Source organism: Pseudomonas sp. MDT1-16 (assembly GCF_054898115.1).
Window position 1 is genome coordinate 4425613 of the sequence record NZ_CM142717.1, and the last position, 22855, is coordinate 4448467.

Annotated in this window: 24 protein-coding genes; all 24 read right to left on the reverse strand. The window is 60.2% G+C overall.

The features are described 5' to 3' along the window. Positions 1–12 precede the first annotated feature (12 nt). The gene (locus tag ACYZT3_RS20305) at positions 13–384 is read right to left on the reverse strand and encodes a chemotaxis response regulator CheY (protein WP_003183998.1); all 372 of its coding nucleotides are present in this window, start codon (positions 382–384) and stop codon (positions 13–15) included. A 167-nt stretch (positions 385–551) separates the two neighbouring features. Beyond that, entirely contained in the window at positions 552–1292 is a 741-nt protein-coding gene (gene fliA / locus ACYZT3_RS20310) for an RNA polymerase sigma factor FliA (RefSeq protein ID WP_282377502.1), read from the reverse strand. Then, positions 1289–2119 carry a flagellar synthesis regulator FleN gene (fleN, locus tag ACYZT3_RS20315; RefSeq protein WP_007975361.1) on the reverse strand — a complete coding sequence of 277 codons (831 nt, stop codon included), beginning with the start codon at positions 2117–2119 and terminating at the stop codon, positions 1289–1291. Before fleN ends, fliA begins: the two co-directional genes overlap by 4 nt. Before the next feature lie 116 nt (positions 2120–2235). Beyond that, positions 2236–3564, reverse strand: a complete 1329-nt coding sequence (gene flhF / locus ACYZT3_RS20320) for a flagellar biosynthesis protein FlhF (RefSeq protein ID WP_282377501.1) — start codon at positions 3562–3564, stop codon at positions 2236–2238. Positions 3565–3575: 11 nt separating this feature from the next. Then, positions 3576–5705 carry a flagellar biosynthesis protein FlhA gene (gene flhA / locus ACYZT3_RS20325; RefSeq protein ID WP_449642388.1) on the reverse strand — a complete coding sequence of 710 codons (2130 nt, stop codon included), beginning with the start codon at positions 5703–5705 and terminating at the stop codon, positions 3576–3578. Positions 5706–5958: 253 nt separating this feature from the next. Beyond that, the gene (gene flhB / locus ACYZT3_RS20330) at positions 5959–7098 is read right to left on the reverse strand and encodes a flagellar biosynthesis protein FlhB (protein WP_282377499.1); all 1140 of its coding nucleotides are present in this window, start codon (positions 7096–7098) and stop codon (positions 5959–5961) included. A gap of 3 nt (positions 7099–7101) precedes the next feature. Continuing rightward, positions 7102–7884 carry a flagellar biosynthetic protein FliR gene (gene fliR / locus ACYZT3_RS20335; RefSeq protein WP_282377498.1) on the reverse strand — a complete coding sequence of 261 codons (783 nt, stop codon included), beginning with the start codon at positions 7882–7884 and terminating at the stop codon, positions 7102–7104. 3 nt (positions 7885–7887) lie between these two features. Then, positions 7888–8157 (reverse strand): flagellar biosynthesis protein FliQ, encoded by a 270-nt coding sequence (gene fliQ / locus ACYZT3_RS20340; RefSeq protein WP_010456946.1) that lies wholly within the window; start codon positions 8155–8157, stop codon positions 7888–7890. Further along, positions 8154–8912, reverse strand: coding sequence for a flagellar type III secretion system pore protein FliP (fliP, locus tag ACYZT3_RS20345; protein WP_282377497.1), 759 nt, complete (start codon positions 8910–8912; stop codon positions 8154–8156). Before fliP ends, fliQ begins: the two co-directional genes overlap by 4 nt. Further along, on the reverse strand, positions 8912–9358 hold the full coding sequence (gene fliO, locus ACYZT3_RS20350) for a flagellar biosynthetic protein FliO (protein ID WP_462030571.1): 447 nt from the start codon (positions 9356–9358) through the stop codon (positions 8912–8914). The genes fliP and fliO overlap by 1 nt, the downstream gene beginning before the upstream one ends. After that, complete coding sequence (gene fliN / locus ACYZT3_RS20355) at positions 9359–9817, reverse strand: flagellar motor switch protein FliN (protein WP_282377495.1); 459 nt, start codon at positions 9815–9817, stop codon at positions 9359–9361. Between the two features lie 69 nt (positions 9818–9886). After that, on the reverse strand, positions 9887–10855 hold the full coding sequence (gene fliM, locus ACYZT3_RS20360; RefSeq protein ID WP_282377494.1) for a flagellar motor switch protein FliM: 969 nt from the start codon (positions 10853–10855) through the stop codon (positions 9887–9889). Between the two features lie 9 nt (positions 10856–10864). Further along, the gene (gene fliL / locus ACYZT3_RS20365) at positions 10865–11365 is read right to left on the reverse strand and encodes a flagellar basal body-associated protein FliL (protein ID WP_282377493.1); all 501 of its coding nucleotides are present in this window, start codon (positions 11363–11365) and stop codon (positions 10865–10867) included. Positions 11366–11599: 234 nt separating this feature from the next. Continuing rightward, positions 11600–12958, reverse strand: a complete 1359-nt coding sequence (locus tag ACYZT3_RS20370; RefSeq protein WP_462030572.1) for a flagellar hook-length control protein FliK — start codon at positions 12956–12958, stop codon at positions 11600–11602. Between the two features lie 105 nt (positions 12959–13063). Beyond that, positions 13064–13411 (reverse strand): Hpt domain-containing protein, encoded by a 348-nt coding sequence (locus ACYZT3_RS20375; protein WP_282377491.1) that lies wholly within the window; start codon positions 13409–13411, stop codon positions 13064–13066. Positions 13412–13441: 30 nt separating this feature from the next. Further along, complete coding sequence (locus ACYZT3_RS20380) at positions 13442–15148, reverse strand: ATP-binding SpoIIE family protein phosphatase (protein WP_462030573.1); 1707 nt, start codon at positions 15146–15148, stop codon at positions 13442–13444. 5 nt (positions 15149–15153) lie between these two features. Further along, on the reverse strand, positions 15154–15459 hold the full coding sequence (locus tag ACYZT3_RS20385) for an STAS domain-containing protein (protein WP_462030574.1): 306 nt from the start codon (positions 15457–15459) through the stop codon (positions 15154–15156). A gap of 95 nt (positions 15460–15554) precedes the next feature. Further along, complete coding sequence (gene fliJ / locus ACYZT3_RS20390; protein ID WP_282377488.1) at positions 15555–16004, reverse strand: flagellar export protein FliJ; 450 nt, start codon at positions 16002–16004, stop codon at positions 15555–15557. Between the two features lie 6 nt (positions 16005–16010). Next, positions 16011–17369: a flagellar protein export ATPase FliI gene (gene fliI, locus ACYZT3_RS20395; RefSeq protein ID WP_462030575.1), complete on the reverse strand. Its 1359-nt coding sequence runs from the start codon at positions 17367–17369 to the stop codon at positions 16011–16013. Beyond that, a complete protein-coding gene (fliH, locus tag ACYZT3_RS20400) occupies positions 17359–18168 on the reverse strand; it encodes a flagellar assembly protein FliH (protein WP_282377485.1) in 810 nt (269 codons plus the stop codon). Before fliH ends, fliI begins: the two co-directional genes overlap by 11 nt. Positions 18169–18175: 7 nt before the next feature. Continuing rightward, entirely contained in the window at positions 18176–19195 is a 1020-nt protein-coding gene (gene fliG / locus ACYZT3_RS20405; protein ID WP_282377484.1) for a flagellar motor switch protein FliG, read from the reverse strand. After that, positions 19188–20975, reverse strand: a complete 1788-nt coding sequence (gene fliF / locus ACYZT3_RS20410) for a flagellar basal-body MS-ring/collar protein FliF (protein ID WP_462030576.1) — start codon at positions 20973–20975, stop codon at positions 19188–19190. The genes fliG and fliF overlap by 8 nt, the downstream gene beginning before the upstream one ends. A gap of 14 nt (positions 20976–20989) precedes the next feature. Beyond that, complete coding sequence (fliE, locus tag ACYZT3_RS20415) at positions 20990–21319, reverse strand: flagellar hook-basal body complex protein FliE (protein WP_282377482.1); 330 nt, start codon at positions 21317–21319, stop codon at positions 20990–20992. A gap of 146 nt (positions 21320–21465) precedes the next feature. Next, entirely contained in the window at positions 21466–22851 is a 1386-nt protein-coding gene (fleR, locus tag ACYZT3_RS20420) for a sigma-54-dependent response regulator transcription factor FleR (RefSeq protein WP_282377481.1), read from the reverse strand. Positions 22852–22855 lie beyond the last annotated feature (4 nt).

Sequence of the window (22855 nt, forward strand, 5' to 3'; positions counted from 1 at the left end):
TGGCGCAGTTTCTTAACCGATGCGTTCGAAAATCTTTTCGATTTTTTCTTTCAACGCCTGGGCCGTAAAGGGTTTGACCACATAGCCGTTAACACCGGCCTGGGCTGCCTCGATGATCTGCTCGCGCTTGGCCTCAGCGGTCACCATCAGCACCGGCAGGTGCTTGAGCTTTTCATCGGCGCGCACGTGGCGCAGCAGATCGATACCGGTCATGCCGGGCATGTTCCAGTCCGTTACCAGAAAGTCGATGCTCCCGCTGTTGAGGACCGGAATGGCAGTGGTGCCATCATCGGCCTCGACCGTGTTGGTGAACCCAAGGTCACGCAACAGGTTTTTTATGATCCGCCGCATCGTTGAGAAGTCATCAACGATGAGGATTTTCATGTTCTTGTTCAATTCGACCTCCAAGCAGTCTTAAACGCGCCCAGCACCTGGACACGCCATTTCAATCAATCCGGCAAAGCACTCAATGACTGTCTGGAGCACAACAGATCGGGACTCGTGCGGTTCAACACCCCACCAGCCACGTTCGCAGTGTCCCCACACTGCCTTCAGCGCGCTCGCCACTCCCCCAAACGCCCCCGCAAACGGGCCGCGCACTGGCTGTGTAACTGGCTGACCCGAGACTCGCTGACCCCCAGGACCTCACCGATTTCCTTGAGATTCAACTCTTCGTCGTAGTACAGCGCCAACACCAGTCGCTCACGCTCCGGCAAATTGGCAATCGCGTCCGCCAGTGCCATCTGGAAGCGTTCATCTTCCAGATCGCGCGACGGTTCGAGATGAGCACTGGCGCCATCCTCGTGCAACCCTTCGTGTTCGCCGTCCTGCAACAGATCGTCGAAACTGAATAACCGGCTGCCCAGGGTGTCGTTCAAAATCCCGTAATAATCGTCGAGACTCAATTGGAGTTCGGCCGCAACCTCGTGATCTTTAGCGTCACGACCGGTTTTAGCTTCAATCGAGCGAATGGCGTCGCTGACCATCCGGGTATTGCGGTGGACCGAACGTGGCGCCCAGTCCCCCTTGCGCACTTCATCGAGCATCGCGCCGCGGATTCGAATGCCCGCGTACGTCTCGAAGCTCGCGCCTTTGCTGGCGTCGTATTTGGTCGACACTTCAAGCAGGCCGATCATCCCGGCCTGGATCAGGTCTTCGACCTGGACACTGGCCGGCAGACGCGCCAGCAAGTGGTAGGCAATGCGTTTAACCAGTGGCGCGTAACGCTCGATCAGCTCGTACTGCGCGTCACGTGCCGACTTCTTGTAGAGGTTGTAGCCGCTGGCTGTCATAGCACCGGTCCTGCCGTTTGTTGCACGAGGCGCTCGACGAAAAACTCCAGGTGCCCACGCGGGTTGGCAGGCAACGGCCAGGTATCGACCTTCTGTGCAATGGCCTTGAACGCCAGGGAGCACTTGGAACGCGGGAAGGCTTCATAGACGGCGCGCTGCTTCTGCACGGCCTTGCGCACGCTTTCGTCGTAAGGCACCGCGCCGACGTATTGTAAGGCGACGTCGAGGAAGCGATCCGTGACCTTGGTCAACTTGGCGAACAGGTTGCGACCTTCCTGCGGGCTCTGGGCCATGTTGGCCAGGACGCGGAAACGGTTCATGCCGTAATCGCGGTTTAGCAGTTTGATCAGTGCGTAGGCATCAGTGATCGAGGTCGGCTCGTCACAGACCACCAGCAAGACTTCTTGCGCTGCGCGAACGAAACTGACTACCGACTCACCAATGCCCGCAGCGGTGTCGATCACCAATACGTCGAGGTTGTCGCCGATATCGCTGAACGCCTGGATCAGGCCGGCGTGTTGGGCCGGGCTCAGATGAACCATGCTCTGTGTACCGGACGCGGCCGGGACGATGCGGATGCCGCCAGGGCCTTGCAACAATACGTCGCGCAGCTCGCAGCGGCCTTCGATCACGTCGGCCAACGTACGTTTGGGTGTCAGTCCCAGCAGGACGTCGACGTTCGCCAGCCCCAGATCGGCGTCCAGCAGCATGACGCGCCGGCCGAGTTCAGCTAGAGCCAGGGACAAGTTCACTGACACGTTAGTTTTCCCGACGCCACCTTTGCCGCCGGTCACCGCGATCACCTGTACGGGATGCATGCTGCCCATGAATTTTCTTTACCTTGTCTTACTTAGACGGAGGCCACATTACTGGCTGCGCGTTCACAAAATGAACAATGCATGGCAGACCATCGATGTAGGTACAAAAACAGTTCATTAATACCTCAGCCGACCTGCTTGGTCGGGCTGTGGTAAATATCAGCGAACATGTCAGCCATGGCTTCTTCGCTGGGTTCTTCTTGCATTTGCACGCTGACGGCGCGACTGACCAACTGATGACGACGCGGCAGATGCAAATCATCCGGAATCCGCGGGCCATCGGTCAGGTAGGCCACCGGCAATTCATGACTGATGGCCAGGCTCAACACCTCGCCCAGACTTGCCGTTTCATCCAGTTTAGTCAGGATGCAGCCAGCGAGCCCACAACGCTTGTAACTGTGATAAGCGGCCGTTAGAACCTGTTTCTGGCTGGTGGTTGCCAACACCAGATAATTTTTCGATTTGATCCCACGACCGGCCAGGCTTTCGAGCTGCATGCGCAGTGCCGGATCGCTGGCCTGGAGGCCCGCGGTATCGATCAGCACCACGCGTTTGCGCAGCAAGGGCTCCAGCGCCTGCACCAGCGACTGACCCGGATCGACGTGAGTCACCGACACATTGAGGATCCGGCCGAGGGTCTTGAGCTGCTCCTGAGCGCCAATACGGTAGCTGTCCATGCTCACCAACGCGATATTCTGCGCGCCGTACTTGAGCACGTAGCGGGCAGCGAGCTTGGCCAGCGTGGTGGTCTTGCCCATGCCGGCAGGGCCGACCATGGCAATCACACCGCCCTCTTCCAGCGGCTCGACTTCCGGTGTGGCGATCATCCGCGCCAGGTGCGCCAGCAACATGCGCCAGGCCTGACGAGGTTCTTCAATATCGGTAATCAGCGCCAGCAAATCGCGCGACAACGGGCCGGACAGGCCGATGCGTTGCAGGCGACGCCAAAGATTGGCCTGGGCCGGACGGCTGCCTTGCAGCTGATTCCAGGCCAGGGAGCCGAGTTGCACTTCCATCAGTTCGCGCAAGCTGTTGAGTTCGAAACGCATCGAGTCGAACGCCCGCGGGTCCACACCACCGGAGGCTGGCGCAGCGGCCGGTGCAGGCCGACGGGGTTCGGCGTAGGTCGGTTCTATCAGCGGTTCGGCGGCGGTCAGTGGCAGGCCGGCGAACAACTGGCGATTGGTGCTCTTGTCGCTCTCGCCTTCGCCTCGCAGGCTCAGTTCGGCCTGGGCGGTAACGATCCGCGACTGGGTCTTGCGCAGCTCGTCTTCGAGTTCCATGTTCGGAACGCGCGGGGCCAGCGCCGACAACTTGTAATCCAGGGCAGCCGTCAACTCGACACCACCGGCGATCCGGCGGTTGCCAATGATGGCGGCTTCAGCGCCCAGCTCATCACGAACCAGTTTCATGGCCTGACGCATATCGGCGGCGAAAAAACGCTTAACTTGCATAAACCACTACCTCAGCCGTTGGGCCCTACTGTCGCAACGATGGTCACTTGCTTGTTGTCAGGAATTTCCTGATACGCCAACACGTGCAAACCCGGGACTGCCAATCGGCCGAATCGCGACAGCATCGCGCGAACCGGACCGGCTACCAGCAGAATCACCGGCTGACCTTGCATTTCCTGACGCTGCGCCGCGTCGATCAACGAGCGTTGCAGTTTTTCAGCCATGCTTGGCTCCAACAGAACGCCCTCTTCCGAGCCTTGTCCTGCCTTCTGAAGACTATTGAGCAATATTTGTTCCAACCTTGGCTCCAGGGTGATCACTGGTAGCTCGGAGTCAGTGCCTACAATGCTTTGGACGATTGCGCGGGATACGCCGACGCGCACGGCGGCCACCAGCGCGGCAGTATCTTGACTCTTGGCGGCATTGTTGGCGATGGCCTCGGCAATGCTGCGAATGTCCCGTACTGGCACCTGTTCGGCCAGCAAAGCCTGCAAGACTTTGAGCAGCTGCGACAGAGACACCACGCCAGGCACCAGCTCTTCAGCCAGTTTCGGCGAGCTTTTAGCCAACAATTGCATGAGTTGCTGCACTTCTTCGTGACCGATCAACTCGCTCGAGTGCTTGTACAAAATCTGGTTCAAGTGGGTTGCCACTACCGTACTGGCATCGACCACGGTGTAACCGAGGGATTGCGCCTGGGCACGCTGGCTGATTTCGATCCAGACCGCCTCCAGACCGAAAGCCGGATCTTTGGCGGTAATGCCGTTGAGCGTCCCGTAGACCTGCCCCGGGTTGATCGCCAGTTCGCGGTCCGGGTAAATCTCCGCTTCGGCCAGGATCACCCCCATCAGGGTCAGGCGATAGGCACTCGGCGCCAGGTCGAGGTTGTCACGGATATGCACGGTCGGCATCAGGAAGCCCAGATCCTGCGACAGCTTCTTGCGCACACCTTTGATCCGCGCCAGCAACTGACCACCCTGGTTGCGGTCCACCAGCGGAATCAGCCGGTACCCGACTTCCAGGCCGATCATGTCGATCGGGGTCACGTCGTCCCAGCCAAGCTCCTTGGTTTCCTGGGCGCGAGCGGGCGATGGCAACAGTTCCTGCTGACGCTTGACCTCTTGCAAGGCCTGAACCTTGACCACGTTCTGCTTCTTCCAGAACAGGTACGCGCCGCCGGCCGCCACGGCCGCCATGCTGAGAAAGGAGAAGTGCGGCATGCCGGGCACCAGGCCCATGACCGCCATCATACCCGCCGCCACTGCCAACGCTTTCGGCGAGGCGAACATCTGGCGATTGATCTGCTTGCCCATGTCTTCCGAACCGGAAGCACGGGTCACCATGATCGCTGCAGCTGTAGATAAAAGCAGTGATGGCAATTGCGCCACCAAACCGTCACCGATGGTCAACAAGGCGTACACCCGACCGGCATCGCCGAAGGTCATGCCGTGCTGGAAGATACCGACCGCCATGCCGCCGATCAGGTTGATGAACAGAATCAGCAGGCCGGCAATGGCGTCACCGCGAACGAACTTGCTGGCACCGTCCATGGAGCCGTAGAACTCGGCTTCCTGGGCCACTTCCATCCGGCGCATTTTGGCTTGGTTCTGATCGATCAGGCCGGCGTTCAAGTCGGCGTCGATTGCCATTTGTTTACCGGGCATCGCATCGAGGGTGAAGCGCGCGCTCACCTCGGAAATCCGCCCGGCACCCTTGGTCACTACGACGAAGTTGATGATCATCAAAATCGCGAAGACCACGATACCGACCACGTAGTTACCGCCGATCACCACCTCACCGAAGGCCTGGATCACCTTACCGGCGGAGGCGTGACCGTCCTGACCGTGGAGCATCACCACCCGCGTGGAGGCCACGTTCAACGCCAGCCGCAGTAGCGTCGCCACCAGCAGAATGGTCGGAAACACCGCGAAATCCAGCGGTCGCAAGGCATAAACGCACACCAGCAACACCACGATCGACAAGGCAATATTGAACGTGAAGAACACGTCCAGCAGGAACGGCGGGATCGGCAACATCATCATCGCCAGCATGACCAGCAGCAACAACGGCACACCCAGATTGCCCCGACTTAAGTCGGCAACGTTTGTGCGAGCACTGTTGAGTAACTGAGAGCGATCCACCGGTTTTCCCCGTTCCTTTAAAGCAAACTTTTGACGCCTGAAGCAGGCGCAAAGCGGCTACTGCAAGAAGCCTTCCAACTTTTGCGGGGGTGGAAAATAGAGGGATTGATTAAGCCTTTGTAGCAGCTGTCGAGCCTGCGAGGCTGCGCTTGAGCCGGGGTCGCGCTCGACCGAAGTCCTCGCAAGGATTTTACGACTGCTGCGCAGCCGAACGCAGCCTCGCAGGCTCGGCAGCTGCTACAGGGTGCAGGGATCAGGAATCGCGCCGCAGATCCGGCGGAATCGGCAGATCGCCCTTGAGCGGATCCGGGCGCTTGCCCTTGCCGGCGCGGTGCTGGCGGATCTGGTAGACGTAAGCGAGCACCTGGGCGACGGCAAGATAGAGCCCGCCAGGGATTTCCTGATCAAGTTCGGTGGAGTAGTAGATCGAACGTGCCAGCGCCGGCGACTCAAGCAGCAGCACGTCGTTGGCCACAGCAATTTCACGGATTTTCAAGGCCAGGAAGTCGCTGCCCTTGGCGATCAGCATCGGCGCCCCGCCCTTGTCCGGATCGTACTTGAGCGCTACGGCGTAGTGAGTCGGGTTGGTGATGACCACATCGGCGTCGGGGATTGCCGCCATCATCCGGCGCTGGGACATGTCGCGCTGCAGCTGGCGAATCCGTTGTTTGACCTCCGGCCGCCCTTCCTGATCTTTATGCTCGTCACGCACTTCCTGCTTGGTCATCAGCAGTTTCTTGTGGCTCTCCCAGAGCTGCACCGGGACATCCACCGCAGCGATAACGATCAGCCCGCAAGACATCCACAACGTACTCCAGCCTACCACCTGCAAGCAGTGGATGATGGCCAGTTCCAATGGTTCGTGTGCGATGCGTATCAGGTCATCAATGTCCGATGACAACACTAAAAGCGCCACGGTAAGGGTGATGAAAAATTTCGCCAGCGCCTTGAGCAGCTCAGCCACAGCCTTGAACGAAAACATGCGCTTGAGGCCGGCAGCGGGGTTCATCCGACTGAACTTCGGTGCCAGGGAACTGGCCGCGAACAGCCAGCCGCCCAGGGAAATCGGCCCGATCAATGCTACCAGGACCAGGGTGATCATGATGGGTTGAATCGCCAGCAACGCCATCAGTCCCGAGTTCATCAGATAAGTGCCCATCGAGCGCTGATCGAGGATGACTTCTCGCGGCAGGGAAAAATTCTGTCGCATCAACTCCATCAAATCCTGCGCCAGGGCTCCGCCGAAAATCAGCAGCGCAGCGGAACCAGCCAGCATGATCGCCAGCGTGTTGAGCTCCTTGGAGCGCGCAATCTCGCCTTTCTCGCGAGAGTCCTTTTTACGTTTCTCCGTGGGGTCTTCTGTTTTGTCCTGACCGCTTTCGCTCTCAGCCATGACTCAGCGCGCCTGTGCCAGTTCGCGTAAAAACTGCAAGGCCTCGGAGGCCAGCGGTTGATACTGATTGAGGATGTCCGCAAGCCCCACCCAGAGGATGTACATCCCGAGCACCAGGGTCAGCGGGAAGCCGATGGAGAAGATGTTCAGCTGCGGCGCCGCCCGGGTCATGATGCCAAACGCAATGTTCACTACCAGCAGCGCGGTGATCGCTGGCAGCACCAGCATAAGAGCAGCCCCAAGGACCCAACCGAGCTTGCCGGCCAGCTCCCAGAAATGATTGACCATAAACCCGCTACCGACGGGCAGCGTGGTGAAGCTTTCGGTGAGGACTTCGAACACCACGAGATGGCCATTCATCGACAGGAACAACAGCGTCACCAGCATGGTGAAGAACTGCCCGATCACTGCCACCGACACACCGTTGGTAGGGTCGACCATGGAAGCGAAGCCCATGCCCATCTGAATGGAGACGATCTGCCCGGCAACCACGAAGGCCTGGAAGAACAGCTGCAAGGAGAAACCCAGTACCGCGCCGATGATGATCTGCTCGGCGATCAGCAGCAGCCCGCTCAGATCCAGCGCATTCACCGGCGGCATGGGTGGCAGGCCGGGGGCAATGACCACGGTAATGGCCACAGCGAAATAGAGGCGGATCCGCGTGGGCACCAGGCTCGTACCGAATATCGGCATGACCATCAGCAACGAACCGACGCGAAACAGCGGCAACATGAACGTCGCCACCCAGGTACTGATCTGGGTGTCAGTCAGCTGGAGCAGCGACATGGCTTAGCCGATAACCTGAGGAATATTGCCGTACAACTGCAGGATGTATTCCATGAAGGTCTGCACCAGCCACGGACCGGCGACAATCAGCGTCACCAGCATCACCAGCAAGCGCGGCAGAAAGCTCAGCGTCTGTTCGTTGATCTGCGTAGCGGCCTGGAACATTGCCACCAACAGGCCCACGAGCAAACTCGGAATCACCAGCACGGCAACCATCATGGTGGTCAGCCACAGCGCCTCCCGAAAGATGTCTACCGCAACTTCTGGCGTCATGGCGATACACCGCCGAAGCTACTCGCCAGCGTACCGATGATCAACGCCCAGCCATCCACCAGCACGAACAGCATGATCTTGAACGGCAGCGAAATGATCAGCGGCGAGAGCATCATCATGCCCATGGCCATCAGCACACTGGCCACGACCAGGTCGATGATCAGGAACGGAATGAAGATCATGAAGCCAATCTGGAAGGCGGTTTTCAGCTCGGACGTGACGAACGCCGGGACCAAAATGGTCAGCGGAGCCTGATCCGGCGACGCGATATCAGTGCGTTTGGACAAGCGCATGAACAACTCCAGATCGCTGCTGCGGGTCTGGGCGAGCATGAAGTCCTTGATCGGCACCTGGGCCTTGGCCACGGCGTCTTGAGCGGTGAGCTTCTCCGCCAGATACGGTTGCAAGGCATCTTGATTAACACGGTCGAACACCGGCGCCATGATGAACAGCGTCAGGAACAGCGCCATACCCGTGAGGATTTGGTTAGACGGTGTCTGCTGCAGGCCCAGGGCCTGACGCAGGATCGAGAAGACGATGATGATCCGGGTAAAACTGGTCATCAGCATGACGAACGCCGGGATAAAACTCAGCGCGGTCATGATCAGCAGGATTTGCAGGCTGACCGAATATTCCTGAGCGCCTTCGGCATTGGTACCCAGGGTGATCGCCGGGATCGACAACGGATCGGCGGCGAACGCCAGCGGCGCGGCCAGCATCAGGGCCAGCATCAAGACGATGCGTAACGCACCCATTACTTCTTATCCTTCTGATCCTTGCCCATCAACTCCATCAGGCGCTGGGCAAACTCGGGGGTCGCTTTTTCAGTACCGCTGGGCACTTGCACCGGCTCCTTGAGCACGTGCAACGCGGTGATGGTGCCGGGGCTCAAGCCAAGCAGAATCTGCTCGTTGCCCACCTGCACCAGCATCAACCGGTCGCGAGGGCCCAGCGCGCGGGAACCGATCAGCTCGATCACCTGCCCTTTGCCGGCCGGCCCGGCCTGTTGCACCCGGCGCAATAGCCAGGCGAGGAAGAAGATCAACCCCAGCACCAGCAGCAAACCGAACACCAACTGTGTCAATTGCCCGCCCACACCACTGCTGACCGCGGGTGCGACGGCGGTGGCAGCCGTCGCCACCGGCTCGGCAGCCAGAACGCTGAACGGCAAGGCAAAAAGAACGCCCAGAACCTTTTTCACTTAGCGCAGCTTCTTGATGCGTTCGCTTGGGCTGATCACGTCGGTCAGGCGGATGCCGAACTTCTCGTTGACCACCACCACTTCGCCGTGAGCGATGAGCGTGCCGTTGACCAGCACGTCCAGCGGTTCACCGGCCAGACGATCGAGCTCGATCACCGAACCCTGGTTGAGTTGCAGCAGGTTGCGAATGTTGATGTCGGTGCTGCCGACTTCCATGGAAATCGATACCGGGATATCGAGGATCACGTCCAGGTTCGGACCGTCCAGGGTGACTGGATTGTTGTTTTTCGGCACGCTGCCGAATTCTTCCATCGGCAGACGGTTGGACGGCGAACTGGCGGCGTCGGCGGCCAGCAAGGCGTCGATGTCGTCCTGCCCGGCATCGCCGGTTTCTTCCAGGGCAGCAGCCCATTCATCGGCCAGCGCCTGGTCGTCCTGGGTATTCATATCGTCAGCCATCATGTGTCCTCGGCGGGCAACCATTCAATTAGAAGCCGTCAGTTAAAAGCGAGTGTGTACGAGCGCCAATCAACGGCGCTCGATCGGCTCGATCACTTGCAACGCGAGGTTGCCTTTGTGCGAACCCATCTTGACCTTGAACGCAGGCACGCCGTTGGCGCGCATGATCATCTCTTCCGGCATCTCGATCGGGATAATATCCCCCGGCTGCATGTGCAGAATGTCCCGCAGGCGCAACTGACGGCGGGCCACCGTGGCGCCGATCGGTACGTCAACGTCCAGCACGTCCTGGCGCAAGGCATTGATCCAGCGCTCGTCCTGATCGTCGAGGTCCGACTGGAAGCCGGCGTCGAGCATTTCACGTACCGGTTCGATCATCGAGTACGGCATGGTCACGTGCAGGTCGCCGCCGCCGCCATCGAGCTCGATGTGGAACGTTGACACCACAATGGCTTCGCTCGGACCGACGATGTTGGCCATGGCCGGGTTCACTTCCGAGTTGATGTACTCGAAATTCACTTCCATGATCGCCTGCCAGGCTTCCTTCAAATCGACGAAGGCCTGCTCCAGCACCATGCGCACCACACGCAGTTCGGTCGGAGTGAATTCACGCCCTTCGATCTTTGCGTGGCGGCCGTCGCCACCGAAGAAGTTGTCCACCAGCTTGAACACCAGTTTGGCGTCGAGGATGAACAGCGCGGTGCCGCGCAACGGTTTGATCTTGACCAGGTTGAGGCTGGTCGGCACGTACAGCGAGTGCACGTATTCACCGAACTTCATCACCTGCACGCCACCGACGGCAACGTCCGCCGAGCGGCGCAGCATGTTGAACATGCTGATGCGGGTGTAGCGGGCGAAACGCTCGTTGATCATCTCCAGGGTCGGCATGCGTCCACGGACGATGCGATCCTGGCTGGTCAGGTCGTAGCTTTTGACGCTGCCGGGTTCGGCAGCGGTATCGGTCTGCACCAGACCATCGTCGACGCCATGCAACAGCGCATCGATCTCATCCTGGGACAGCAGGTCCTGCACGGCCATGTCGTGTTCCTACTGCAGTACGAAATTAGTGAAGAGCAACTGTTCGATGACCACTTTGCCGAGTTCTTTCTGCGCCACTTCCTGGACGCTGGCCGTGGCTTTCTGACGCAACATTTCCTGGCCGACTGGCGACGCCAGGGTGGCGAAGTCCTGGCCGGAGAACAGCATGACCAGGTTATTGCGGATGACCGGCATGTGGACTTTGAGCGCGTCCAGATCGGCCTGATTGCGCCCCTGCAGGGTGATGCTCACCTGCATGTAGCGCTGACGACCGTTCTGGTTGTAGTTGGCCACGAAGGCCGGAGCCATGGGCTCGAAAATCGCTGGCTGCTTGCCGACCGGGGCGGTTTCTGCCGCGGCGACAGGCTTGCTCTGGGCGCTGTGCATGAAGAACCAGGTTGCCCCCACAGACAAACCAATCGCCAGCAGCAGGGCCACCACGATCACGATGATCAGTTTGAGTTTGCCTTTGGTTGCGGGGTCTTTTACTGCTGCTTCGCTCTTCGCCATGCCAATAATCCGTCACTATTCGGGTTTTCACAGTCGCACGGCAAGGCAAGAGCAAGTGTTATGCCAGAAGTGTCTGAGGGAAAACTGGAAGGACAGTTTGATCGTTCCCACGCTCTGCGTGGGAATGCAGCCCGTGACGCTCCGCGTCACATGCAAGAGCGGACGCGGAGCGTCCATTGAGGCATTCCCACGCAGACGGTTCGACGCCTCGACGTGGGAACGATCGGAGAGAAATCAGGCGTAGTAGTCGACTGCGCTGGAGCCGATGACGCTGGTGGTGCTGGCCGCAACTTCGGCAACGCTAACCGCAAGCTCGTCGTCCATGGAATCGAGGCGACCACCGCTGGCGTTGGTGCGCCCGCCCTGGCCTTGGCCCTGTTGAGCCTGATCCTGCCCCTGACCTTGCCAGCCACGGGACTGGTCGGACACGTTGACGTCGACCTGGCCCATGCCCTGCTGCGCAAACATGTCACGCAAGCGATGCATTTGCCCGTCCAGCGCTTCGCGTACGCCTGGATGGGCGCTCATGAAAGTCACCTGAGTCTGCTGATCCGGAACCATGTTCACCCGAATGTCCAGGCGTCCCAGTTCGGCCGGTTGCAACTGGATGTCGGCCGCCTTGAGATTGGCACTGGACAGGTACATGACCCGGTTCACCACTTCTTCGGTCCAGCCGCTCTGGTGCATGGCGATCGGCTGGTTCACCGGCAAGGCATTGGCAGTTTTCGGCGTGGCCGCCTGGGTCAGCGCCGCCAGACGGTTGGCGAAATCGTCGACCCGGGTATCGCTGGTCGCGGACTTCAGGTCCTTGAGACCGTCATCGATAAGACCGCTGAAGGCCTTGTCGCCGCCCTGGCCAGTGCTGTCCTTGTCGGCTTGCACGTCGAGCATGCTCGCCATGCCCGCGGCAAAGTTCTGCGCCGAGGTCGATTCGCCGTCGGCCTGAGCCTGGGTCGAGGTCGGTGTCGCTTTCGGCTGAGCCTGACTGGAAGCGGAAACGTGACCGCTCTGCTCCATGGCCATGCGCACGGCTGGCAGCGCGTCGAGGGGATCGGCTTCGGGGTCGAAATCGGTGTCAGTGGTTGCGGCGGGAAAGATTGCCGCTGTAACGGCCGCAACAATCGGCGCTTCGACCTGCGCGGCGACTACCACTGGCGCAGTCGTCGGCGCTGGTGCTGCCGGCTGGGCTGCCTGCATCAAAGCAGGATCGAGAGTCGGGTCAACAGGCGCGGCATCGGCGACCGACGTTTCAGCGGAATCCGAGGCTTGATCGCTGGCAGCCTTGTCGTCAGCCGGCGCCGGTTTATCGGCGGGCAAGGATTTGCCGCTATCGGCAACCGCGGGTTCCGGGGCGGCAGATTTGTCGTTGTCGACGTCCTTCTTTCCAAGGCTGTCCGGGGTTTTATCGCGTACCGGCTTTGCCGATCCGTCAGACACGGCAGAGGGCTTGTTCTGGGCTTGATTGGCGTAGACCTGAGCGAAGCTGGACGCCTTGTCCCCAGGCTCAGCGGCCAGCGCCGGTGTATTGGCGGAAGCGGCTTGAGTCTTGGCCTGCGCGGCGGCCTGAAGCAGCATATTGGGGGTAACGGGCATGGAACAGTCTCCGCTGCACTGGGATCGTAGGTACAGTTGACGGAGATTATTGCAAAGGTCGCGCCAGGTTTTAGTGCCCGGTGCTAAAAGCGCCGGGCGGTCGTCTCAGTCAGCAAGAGAGCGCTGGCGCTCGGCTTCATAGAGCGGTCGAACAATGGCAAATTCGCCATCAATTTCGCCCACCAATTTTTCAATGCCGGCGAGGCTTTTTTGCTTGGCGCGTTGTTCCAGCTCATTGCACAACTCAGCCAGGCGAATGGCGCCCATGTTGCTGCTACTGCCTTTGAAACTATGGGCAGCATTCATGAGTTGCGCGGCATCTTCGGCGTTATGCAAGATGCACAAACGCTCTTCGGAATCGGCGATGAAGGTATCCAGCAACGCCGGATACTGATCCTCCATGACCTCTTGCAACGCGTTCAGCACGTCGCGGTCCAGGTGTGTGTCAGCCACTTGCTCACTCCTTGATCAAGAATGCGTGGATTATGCCAGAGCCTCCCAGAAAAATTCCACGCGGGCACTTCGACCCTCATCGGACCAACTCGCGTTGTGGCCCAATTGACGGATCAGACTGACACCACGTCCCGACAGACGGACGCCATCGACGGGCTGCTCCATCACCCGCGCGACATCGAAACCCTTGCCACTGTCTTCGACCCGAACCGTCAGGCAGCCGCCCTCGCCCCTCGGGACAACCTGCAAATGCACCCGCACGAAGCCGTCCTGCAAATCGTCCAGGCGCGTTTTGCGCTGTTGATAATAGCGAGTAAAACCCGAGGCATCGCGTTTGAGCGCCGAATCCAGCCCCAGCACGCCATGCTCCAGGGCATTGGAATACAGTTCGGCCAAAACACTGTAGAGCGCCCCGCTCTGAGCCCGCAGACCGTGGACCTCAAGCAGCAATTGCAGAAGATACGGCAGTGGATTGAAACGTCTGAGCGTGGCGGCGCGAAACTCGAAACTCACTGACCAGTCCAGCGGGCAAGACTGACCACTGTCGGAATACACCAGCGCCGGCGGGCTCAGTTGCGCGGCGTCCAGCAGACTGACCTCGACCATGCTCACGTCATCGCGTGCCTCGCCGCGAAAGTCCCGCAACGCCTGCTCGATCTTTTCGAACAACTCATCAGGCTGATGATTGGCCGCAAACACCTGCTGCAGTCGCTCCACACCAAACAGTTGTTCGTTGGCATCACAGGTATCGATCACCCCGTCGGACAACAGGAAGACCCGATCCCCGACCGCCATGGGAAACACCTCGGTGCGGTCATCAAACGATTGTGGGTTCAGTACGCCGAGCGGCAAATGCCGAGCCTTCAGCGCCGTGCGCTCACCACTGGCGATGCTGTGCAGGTACCCGTCCGGCATCCCGCCGTTCCAGACCTCCACCGAACGTCGCTGAAAACTCAGGCACAGCAGCGTTGCACAACAGAACATGTCCACCGGCAGGATGCGCTTGAGCTTGGCATTCATCTCGCGCAAGGTTTCGGACAGGCCATAACCCTTGGCAGTCATGCCGTAAAAGACTTCGGCCAGGGGCATCGCACCGACCGCGGCCGGCAAACCATGGCCGGTGAAATCACCGAGCAGCACATGCATGTCACCGGCCGGGGTAAACGCAGCCAGCAGCAGATCGCCGTTGAACAGCGCATAGGGCGATTGCAGGTAGCGGATATTGGGTGCATTCAGGCAGCCGGAGTGAGCCACCTTGTCGAATACGGCCTTGGCCACTCGCTGCTCGTTGAGCAGGTAGTGGTGGTGCCTGGCGATCTGGTCACGCTGCTGCAACACCGTGGCCTGCAACCGCCGCAAGCGATCCATCGCCTTGATCTTGGCGGCGAGGATCACCTGGTTGTAGGGCTTTGCCAGAAAGTCGTCACCCCCGGCCTCCAGACAGCGGGCCAGCGCTTCGCTTTCGGTCAGCGAGGTGAGGAAGATGATCGGCACCAGGGTTTCCCCTGCCAACACCTTGATCTGCCGCGCCGCCTCGAAACCGTCCATCACCGGCATCATCGCGTCCATGAGCACCAGTTGCGGCCGTTGCTGGCGAAACGCGTCAACGGCTTCGGCACCATTGGCGGCCGTCAGCACCTCATGGCCCTGGCGACGGACGATGGTCGACAGCAGCATGCGATCGGCCGCGCTGTCTTCAGCGATCAGGATCGTCAGCGGCTCGAACAAGGACTGCATGGCGGTCACGCCACGTCGAAGATTTGTTCGAAGTTGGAGATGGCGAGAATCTTGCGCACATCTGCATTAGCGTTGGTCAACGTGATCTCGGCATTCTCGCCACCGGCGTGATCACGCAATAGCAACAACATGCCGAGCGCTGAGCTGTCGAGGTAGGTGGCGTCCTTCAGGTTCACTTCGAAGAATCCGGGTTTTGGCTCAAGATTCTCATAGGACTCACGAAATTCCTGATGCTTGGCAAAATCGAATCGTCCCTTGATCGAAATCGTCAGTTTTTGCCCACCTTGAGATACTTCTGTAACAACTGACATTGAACGGCTTCCTTGTCATGGGTGAACTTACGTGTACAAGGTTTAGCACTTGGCGGGGGCGGGAGCAAGGCACGAAATTGTTGAGCGCTGCCTGATCAGTAAGGATCCTGACGCGGTAACCGCTGGGACAACTCATCCAGCAGCTTTTGCTCGCGCCGGTCCTCCAGCCGCCGTGCCTCATCCATATAGCGCGACACCAGTTTGCGCAAGCCTTCGACCCGGGCATACGCCTGTTGCCAGCTTTCGCGCGCCTTGTTCAGATTATTTTGATGCCACACGAGGCTTTGTCGCTGCTGGTCGATGGCGGTACCCAGTTGCGCAAGGAAGCCTTGATAACCCAGCAGCCATTGGCCCGACACGCCACTGCTGCCGCGCACGATCCATTGCTCCTGATAGTCGAGGCGAAAGGCTTCGAGGTCGGCGAGTTTGCTTTCTGCCAGGCGGACCTGCCCCTGGAAGTGCCCCAGGCGCTGGACCGCGGTTTTCTCGACCTTTTCAGCCATTTCGACCACGGGGGCCAGGCGCGAGGCTCGGCTCTGGGCCATGGCCGGTTACCCGCTGGCCGCGGGGGCGAAGATCGAGCCGAGATAGGCTTCGCTTTCGCCCAGGCTGATGCTGTCGTTCAGGCCCTGGCGCAGGTATTTCACCAACTGCGGTTGCAGGGAGATCGCCAGATCGGTTTCCCGATCACCACCCGCAACGTAGGCACCGACGCTGATCAGGTCTCGACTCTGTTGATAACGCGACCACAGCTGCTTGAAATACTGGGCGCGCATCATGTGCTCTGGCGATACCACCGACGGCATGACCCGGCTGATGGACGCTTCGATATCGATGGCCGGGTAATGACCTTCCTCGGCCAGGCGCCGGGACAGCACAATGTGCCCATCGAGCACGCCTCGCGCGGCGTCGGCAATCGGATCCTGCTGGTCATCGCCTTCGGACAATACGGTGTAGAACGCGGTGATCGAACCGCCGCCCTTCTCGGCATTACCGGCCCGCTCAACCAGTTTCGGCAGCTTGGCGAACACCGATGGCGGATAACCCTTGGTCGCTGGCGGCTCGCCGATGGCCAGGGCGATTTCTCGCTGGGCCTGGGCGAATCGGGTCAGGGAATCCATGAGCAACAGGACGTTCTTGCCCTTGTCGCGGAAATACTCGGCAATTCGCGTGCAGTACATGGCCGCGCGCAGACGCATCAGTGGCGCATCGTCCGCCGGGGACGCCACGACGACAGAGCGCTTGAGCCCTTCTTCACCGAGGATGTGCTCGATGAACTCTTTAACTTCACGACCCCGCTCACCGATCAGCCCGACGACGATGATGTCGGCCTCGGTGAAGCGGGTCATCATGCCCAGCAGCACACTCTTACCCACGCCGGTACCGGCGAACAGGCCGAGTCGCTGACCACGGCCGACCGTCAGCAAACCGTTGATGCTGCGAATACCCACATCCAGCGGCTCGCTGATGGGTTCGCGCTTGAGCGGGTTGATGGTCGGGCCGTCCATCGGCACCCAATCTTCGGCCTTCATCCCACCCTTGCCGTCCAGCGCGCGACCGGCGCCATCGAGCACCCGCCCGAGCATGCTCATGCCCATCGGCAGACGACCGGTATCAGCCAGAGGCACCACACGGGCACCGGGAGCGATGCCGGCCACGCTGCCGACCGGCATCAGAAACACCTTGCTGCCGGAGAAACCCATGACTTCGGCTTCGACCTGTACCGGGTGATAACTGTCGTCATTGATGACCATGCAGCGGCTGCCCATGGCGGCGCGCAAGCCTTCGGCTTCGAGGGTCAAGCCGACCATGCGCAGCAAGCGGCCCTCAAGGATCGGCGCGCCTTCCAGCTCCGTGGCCTCGGCGTAGCTGCCGAGACGCTTGGCGAAGCTGGTGCGATCAAGGCGCATCAGGGTCGTCCAGTTCGGGTTCGACCGGCGCGATCGCGGGTTTGTCGCTGATCGGCAGTTCCAGACTCAGATCCGCCGCGGCCGGGTGCAAGGCCTGTTCGTGCAACTGATCGAACAGCTTGTCCATGACCCGCGCAACGCGGGTTTCGACCGTGGCGTCGATACGACTGTGTTCAGTCTCGACCCGGCAACCGCCGGGCAACAACGCCTCGTCCTCGACGATGCGCCAGGTTTCTTCATGGCGTTCGCGCAGGGCTTTGACCTGTTCGAAATCTTGCGGATTGATGTACAGCCGCACATTGCCCACGCCCAGCGGCAAGAGCTTGAGAGCCTCGCGCATGACGTGTTCGATCTGCGTCGAGTCGATGGCCAGTTCGCGCTGAATCACCTGTTTGGTGATGTGCTGCACAAGGTCGACCAGGGACTTTTCGATCAGGGTGTCCTGTTCGGCAATGGGCTCGAACAGATGCCCCATCAGTTGCTCCAGAGCAGCAATCTTGGCGGCCAGCGCCACTTCGGCTTCCTGACGAACCTTGAGCGTGGTGCTGTGAAAACCTTCTTTCTCACCCGTGGCGAAGCCTTCGTTGTAGGCCTCCTGGCGAATGCTTTCGAGCTCTTCGAGGGTCAGTGGCTGGACTTCTTCCAGCGGCACTTCTTCCATTTCCGGAGGCTCAGGCTCAGGTTCAGGCTCGGGCTCCGGCACAAAAGGGTCGAAACTGGGCAGCGACCAGACGTCGAAACCACCGACGTCCTTGCCACGGATCAGGTCGGTGTTGGACTCATCATGTTTGGACGACATAGTGACCTTAGATCATCTCTTCGCCGCCCTTCCCGCCGAGAACGATTTCTCCGGCTTCGGCCATACGGCGGGCAATGGTGAGGATTTCTTTCTGCGCGGTTTCCACGTCGCTGACACGCACCGGGCCTTTGGCCTCGAGGTCGTCGCGCAACAGTTCGGCCGCCCGTTTGGACATGTTCTTGAAGATCTTCTCTTTGACGCCTTCGTCCGAACCTTTGAGGGCCAGCACCAGCACGTCGGAGGACACTTCGCGCAGCAGCGCCTGAATCCCGCGGTCGTCGACATCGGACAGGTTGTTGAACACGAACATGAGGTCTTCGATCTGACCGGACAGGTCTTCGTCGACTTCGCGGATCGAGTCCATCAGCTGACCTTCGATCGAGCTGTCGAGGAAGTTCATGATATCTGCCGCACGCTTGATGCCACCCAGGGTGGTGCGCGCGGCATTCGAGTTGCCGGAAAACTGCTTCTCGAGAATCTGGTTGAGTTCTTTCAGGGCCGCAGGCTGCACAGTGTTCAGCGAGGAAACCCGCAGAATGATGTCCAGACGCACTTTATGGTCAAAGTTACCCAGCACTTCACCGGCCTGGTCCGGATCGAGGTACGCCACGACGATCGCCTGGATCTGCGGGTGCTCGTAACGGATCACGTCGGCGACGGCGCGCGGCTCCATCCACTTCAGGCTGTCGAGGCCGCTGGTGTTGCCGCCCAGCAGGATACGGTCGATCAGGCCGTTGGCCTTGTCTTCGCCCAGTGCCTGAGTGAGCATTTTGCGCACGTAGTCGTCGGAGCCGACGCCGAGGCTGGTCTGGTCGCCGACGATGTCGACGAACTCACTCATCACCTGCTCGACCTGCTCGCGGTGCACGTTACCCATTTGTGCCATGGCCACACCCACACGCTGGACCTCTTTGGGCCCCATGTGGCGCAGCACCTGGGCGGCGTCGGTTGAACCCAGGGACAGCAGCAGAATCGCGGCTTTGTCGACCTTGCTCAGTTTGGCGGCAACGGCTCGGTTATCACTCATCTGCGTTAATCCACTCTTTCACGACCTGGGCCACGCGACCCGGATCTTCTGCCACCAGACTCTTGATTGCGTTCAACTGTGCGTCATAGCCTTCGCTCGGGCTCGGCAGCAGGATGCTGGTCGGGCCACCGAGGCTGACGCGGTCGTTGGCCAGTTCGCCGTCCAGACCGCCCATGCCACCCAGTTCGACGTCGCTACCCAAGCCAGCTAGCTGTTTGCCTTTACCGCCACCGGTGATGTTGTTGAGCACCGGACGCAGCACACCGAACACCAGCACCAGGATGAACAAGACACCCAGCACTTGTTTGACGATGTCCCAGAACCATGGCTGGGAGTAGAACGCAATATCGGCAATCACTTCACCGCGCTCGGCGGAGAACGGCATGTTGATCACGCTGACGCTGTCGCCACGGCTGGCGTCGAAGCCGACGGCGTCCTGTACCAGGCGAGTGAAGCGCGCCAATTCATCGGCGCTCCACGGTGCACGGGTGGTTTCGCCGTTGGCCGCGTTGATCTTGACCTGGTCATCCACCACCACAGACACCGACAGGCGATTCAAACGGCCCTGCTGTTGTTTGGTGTGGCTGATGGAGCGGTCGAGCTCGAAGTTCTTGGTGGATTGTTGACGCTTGTCCGCCGGGTACGGTGCGAGCATAGGCTGGCCGGTGGCCGGGTCCATGATTTGCTGACCGTTGGCATCAATCAATGGCTGGCCTGGCTGCACCATGCCGGCCGCCGCGGTAGCGCCACCGGTGGTTTGCGGCGCGGAGGCTGGCGCTGGTGGCTGGTTGCTCAAAGCACCCGGCACGCCTTGCGGACCATTGCTGGCGGTGCGTTGCTCATTGACCGACTGCTCGCTGCGCAAGGCCGGTTGATCCGGGTTGAACTGCTCGGAGGTCGACTCGACAGCACTGAAATCCACGTCGGCCGAGACTTCGGCTTTATAGCGATCGTTGCCCAGCACCGGTTGCAGGATGTTGTGCACGCGCTGAGTCAGCATGCTTTCCATGCGACGGCTGTAATCGAATTGCTTGCCGGCCATGGTCAGTTCGGAGTTCTCCGCCTGATCGGAGAGCAAGGTGCCCTTCTGATCGACGACGGTGATCTGGGATTTGCTGAGTTCGGGAACGCTGGTAGCCACCAGGTTGATGATCGCCAGCACCTGGCCAGGCTCCAGCGAGCGGCCGGAGTACAGCTCCACCAGAACCGAAGCGCTCGGCTTGCGCTCGTCGCGCACGAACACCGAGCTTTTCGGAATCGCCAGGTGCACGCGGGCACCCTTGACGTTGTTCAAACTGGAGATGGTGCGGGCCAGTTCGCCTTCGAGACCGCGACGATATCGGGTCGCCTCCATGAACTGGCTGGTACCCAGGCCCTGGTCCTTGTCGAGAATTTCAAAACCGATGTTGCCGTCGCTGGGAGTGACACCAGCGCCCGCGAGTTTGATTCGCGCACGGGACAGGTCATCGGCCTTGACCAGCAAGGCACCGGAATTTGGTTCAACGGTATAGGGAATGTCGGCTGCGGCCAGGGTATCCATGACCTGTTTGGCGTCCATACCGGCAAGGCTGCCGTACAGAGGCCGGTAGTCCGGCTGCTGGGACCACAACACCACGGCAAAGCCAATCGCCACGCTCGCAGCCAGGCCGACCAACAGGCCTACCTGACGCAACATGGTCATCTCGGAGAGGTTTTCCAGGAAGGACAACCCGAACAGCGGCGGCTTGCCGTCTATTGGAGTGGCCTTGGCCGGAACATTATCGGCGACTGCTTCTGCCATGACTCAATTCGTCCTTAAACCGGCATCTGCATGATGTCTTGGTATGCCTGAACCAGCTTGTTGCGTACTTGCGTCAACGCTTGAAAAGACACGCTGGCCTTCTGCGAGGAAATCATCACGTCCGTCAGGTCGACGCCGCTCTTGCCGATCTCGAAGGCACTGGCCAACTGACTGGACGCCTGTTGGGTGTCGTTCACTTTATTGACGGCCTGACCGAGCATGTCGGCAAAGCTGCTGCCACCCATTTCAGGGACTGCGGCAGTCGATTTCGGCGCAGACATGGCATCCATTTGCATGGAGCGCATGTCCAGCATCAATCGATTAAATTCAATACCTTGGCTCATGGTCTACTCTCTTTGACGAGCTACGTCTTTGGCGACCCGCAATTTTTTGACACTCACTCGGCGGGTAGTGAGGTGTTAGCAACAAGGGTGCCAGCTCCGTGGCCGCTCTAAACAAAAACTGTCCCGGGCTTTGCATGGCTAACGAATCAGGTGGCGAATAAATAAGCTTCCACGTCCATTCCAGCATCACGCATCTGCGCCAGCTTGTAACGCAGGGTGCGCGGACTGATGCCCAAACGCTCGGCGGCCTCTTTGCGACGGCCGCGCTCGGAGCGCAAGGTGTCGATGATCATCTGGAATTCACGGCGACGCAGGTCATCACCCAATGCCCCGGCCGGCACGGGTTCGACCTCCATGGCCCGCACGGACGTCGGCACCAAGGCTGGCAACGGCGCACAGGCGACCGGCCCGGCCAGGCAGAAATCCTGCGGCTGTATCAAACCGCCCTGCTGCAGGATCAGCGCTCGCTGAATCGCGTTATCCAGTTCACGCACATTACCCGGCCACGGATAACCGATCAGGCACGCCTGAGCCTCAGGCGACAGCCTTGCCGCGGCATGCTTCATTTTATTGACGTACTTGGCCAGCAGACGCTCGGCCAGCGGCAGGATGTCGGCGGTGCGCTCGCGCAACGGACGCCAGGCCAGCGGAAACACCGACAGGCGATAGTAAAGGTCTTCACGGAAACGCCCCGCCGCCACTTCCCCTGCCAGGTCACGGTTGGTGGTCGCGACGACTCGAATGTCCAGTGTGATCGGCTTGCGCGCCCCCACCCGCTCGACTTCGCGCTCCTGCAACACGCGCAGCAACTTTGCCTGCAGGCCCAGCGGCATTTCGGAAATTTCGTCGAGCAGGATGGTCCCGCCATCAGCCTGTTCGAACTTACCGGCCTGAGCCGCGATGGCACCGGTGAACGAGCCCTTCTCATGACCGAACAGTGTGGCTTCAAGCATGTTGTCGGGGATGGCTGCGCAGTTGATCGCAATGAACGGCTGACTGGCACGATGAGAGTGCTGATGAATGTAACGCGCCAGCACTTCTTTACCGGTCCCGGACTCACCGGAGATCAATACCGTGGAATCACTGCGCGCCACCCGTGCAGCCAGTTCCAGCAATTGCGCACTGGCCGGCTCGAACGCTACAGGTCCCTCGCCCTCGGAAGCGTCGAGGCAGCCCAGCGCATGACGCGCCACCAGATCCAGCAACGCCTTGGGCTCGAACGGTTTGACCAGGTAATCCGCCGCGCCTTGTCGCATCGCATCGACTGCTCGCTCCACGGCGCCGTGAGCCGTCATCAACAACACCGGCAGCTGTGGTTGACGAGCGCGCAGCAATCCGAGCAGTTGATGGCCGTCCATGCCCGGCATGTTGACGTCACTCAGCACCAGATTGAACGCCTCGGAGCCGACCGCTGCCAGCGCCTCTTCCGCCGAACCGACGGCTTTGAAATCGTGCCCGGCGAGCAATAGCGTATCGGCCAATGCTTCGCGTAGCGCGCGGTCATCCTCGACCAGTAAAACCTTGATTGCCATGTCC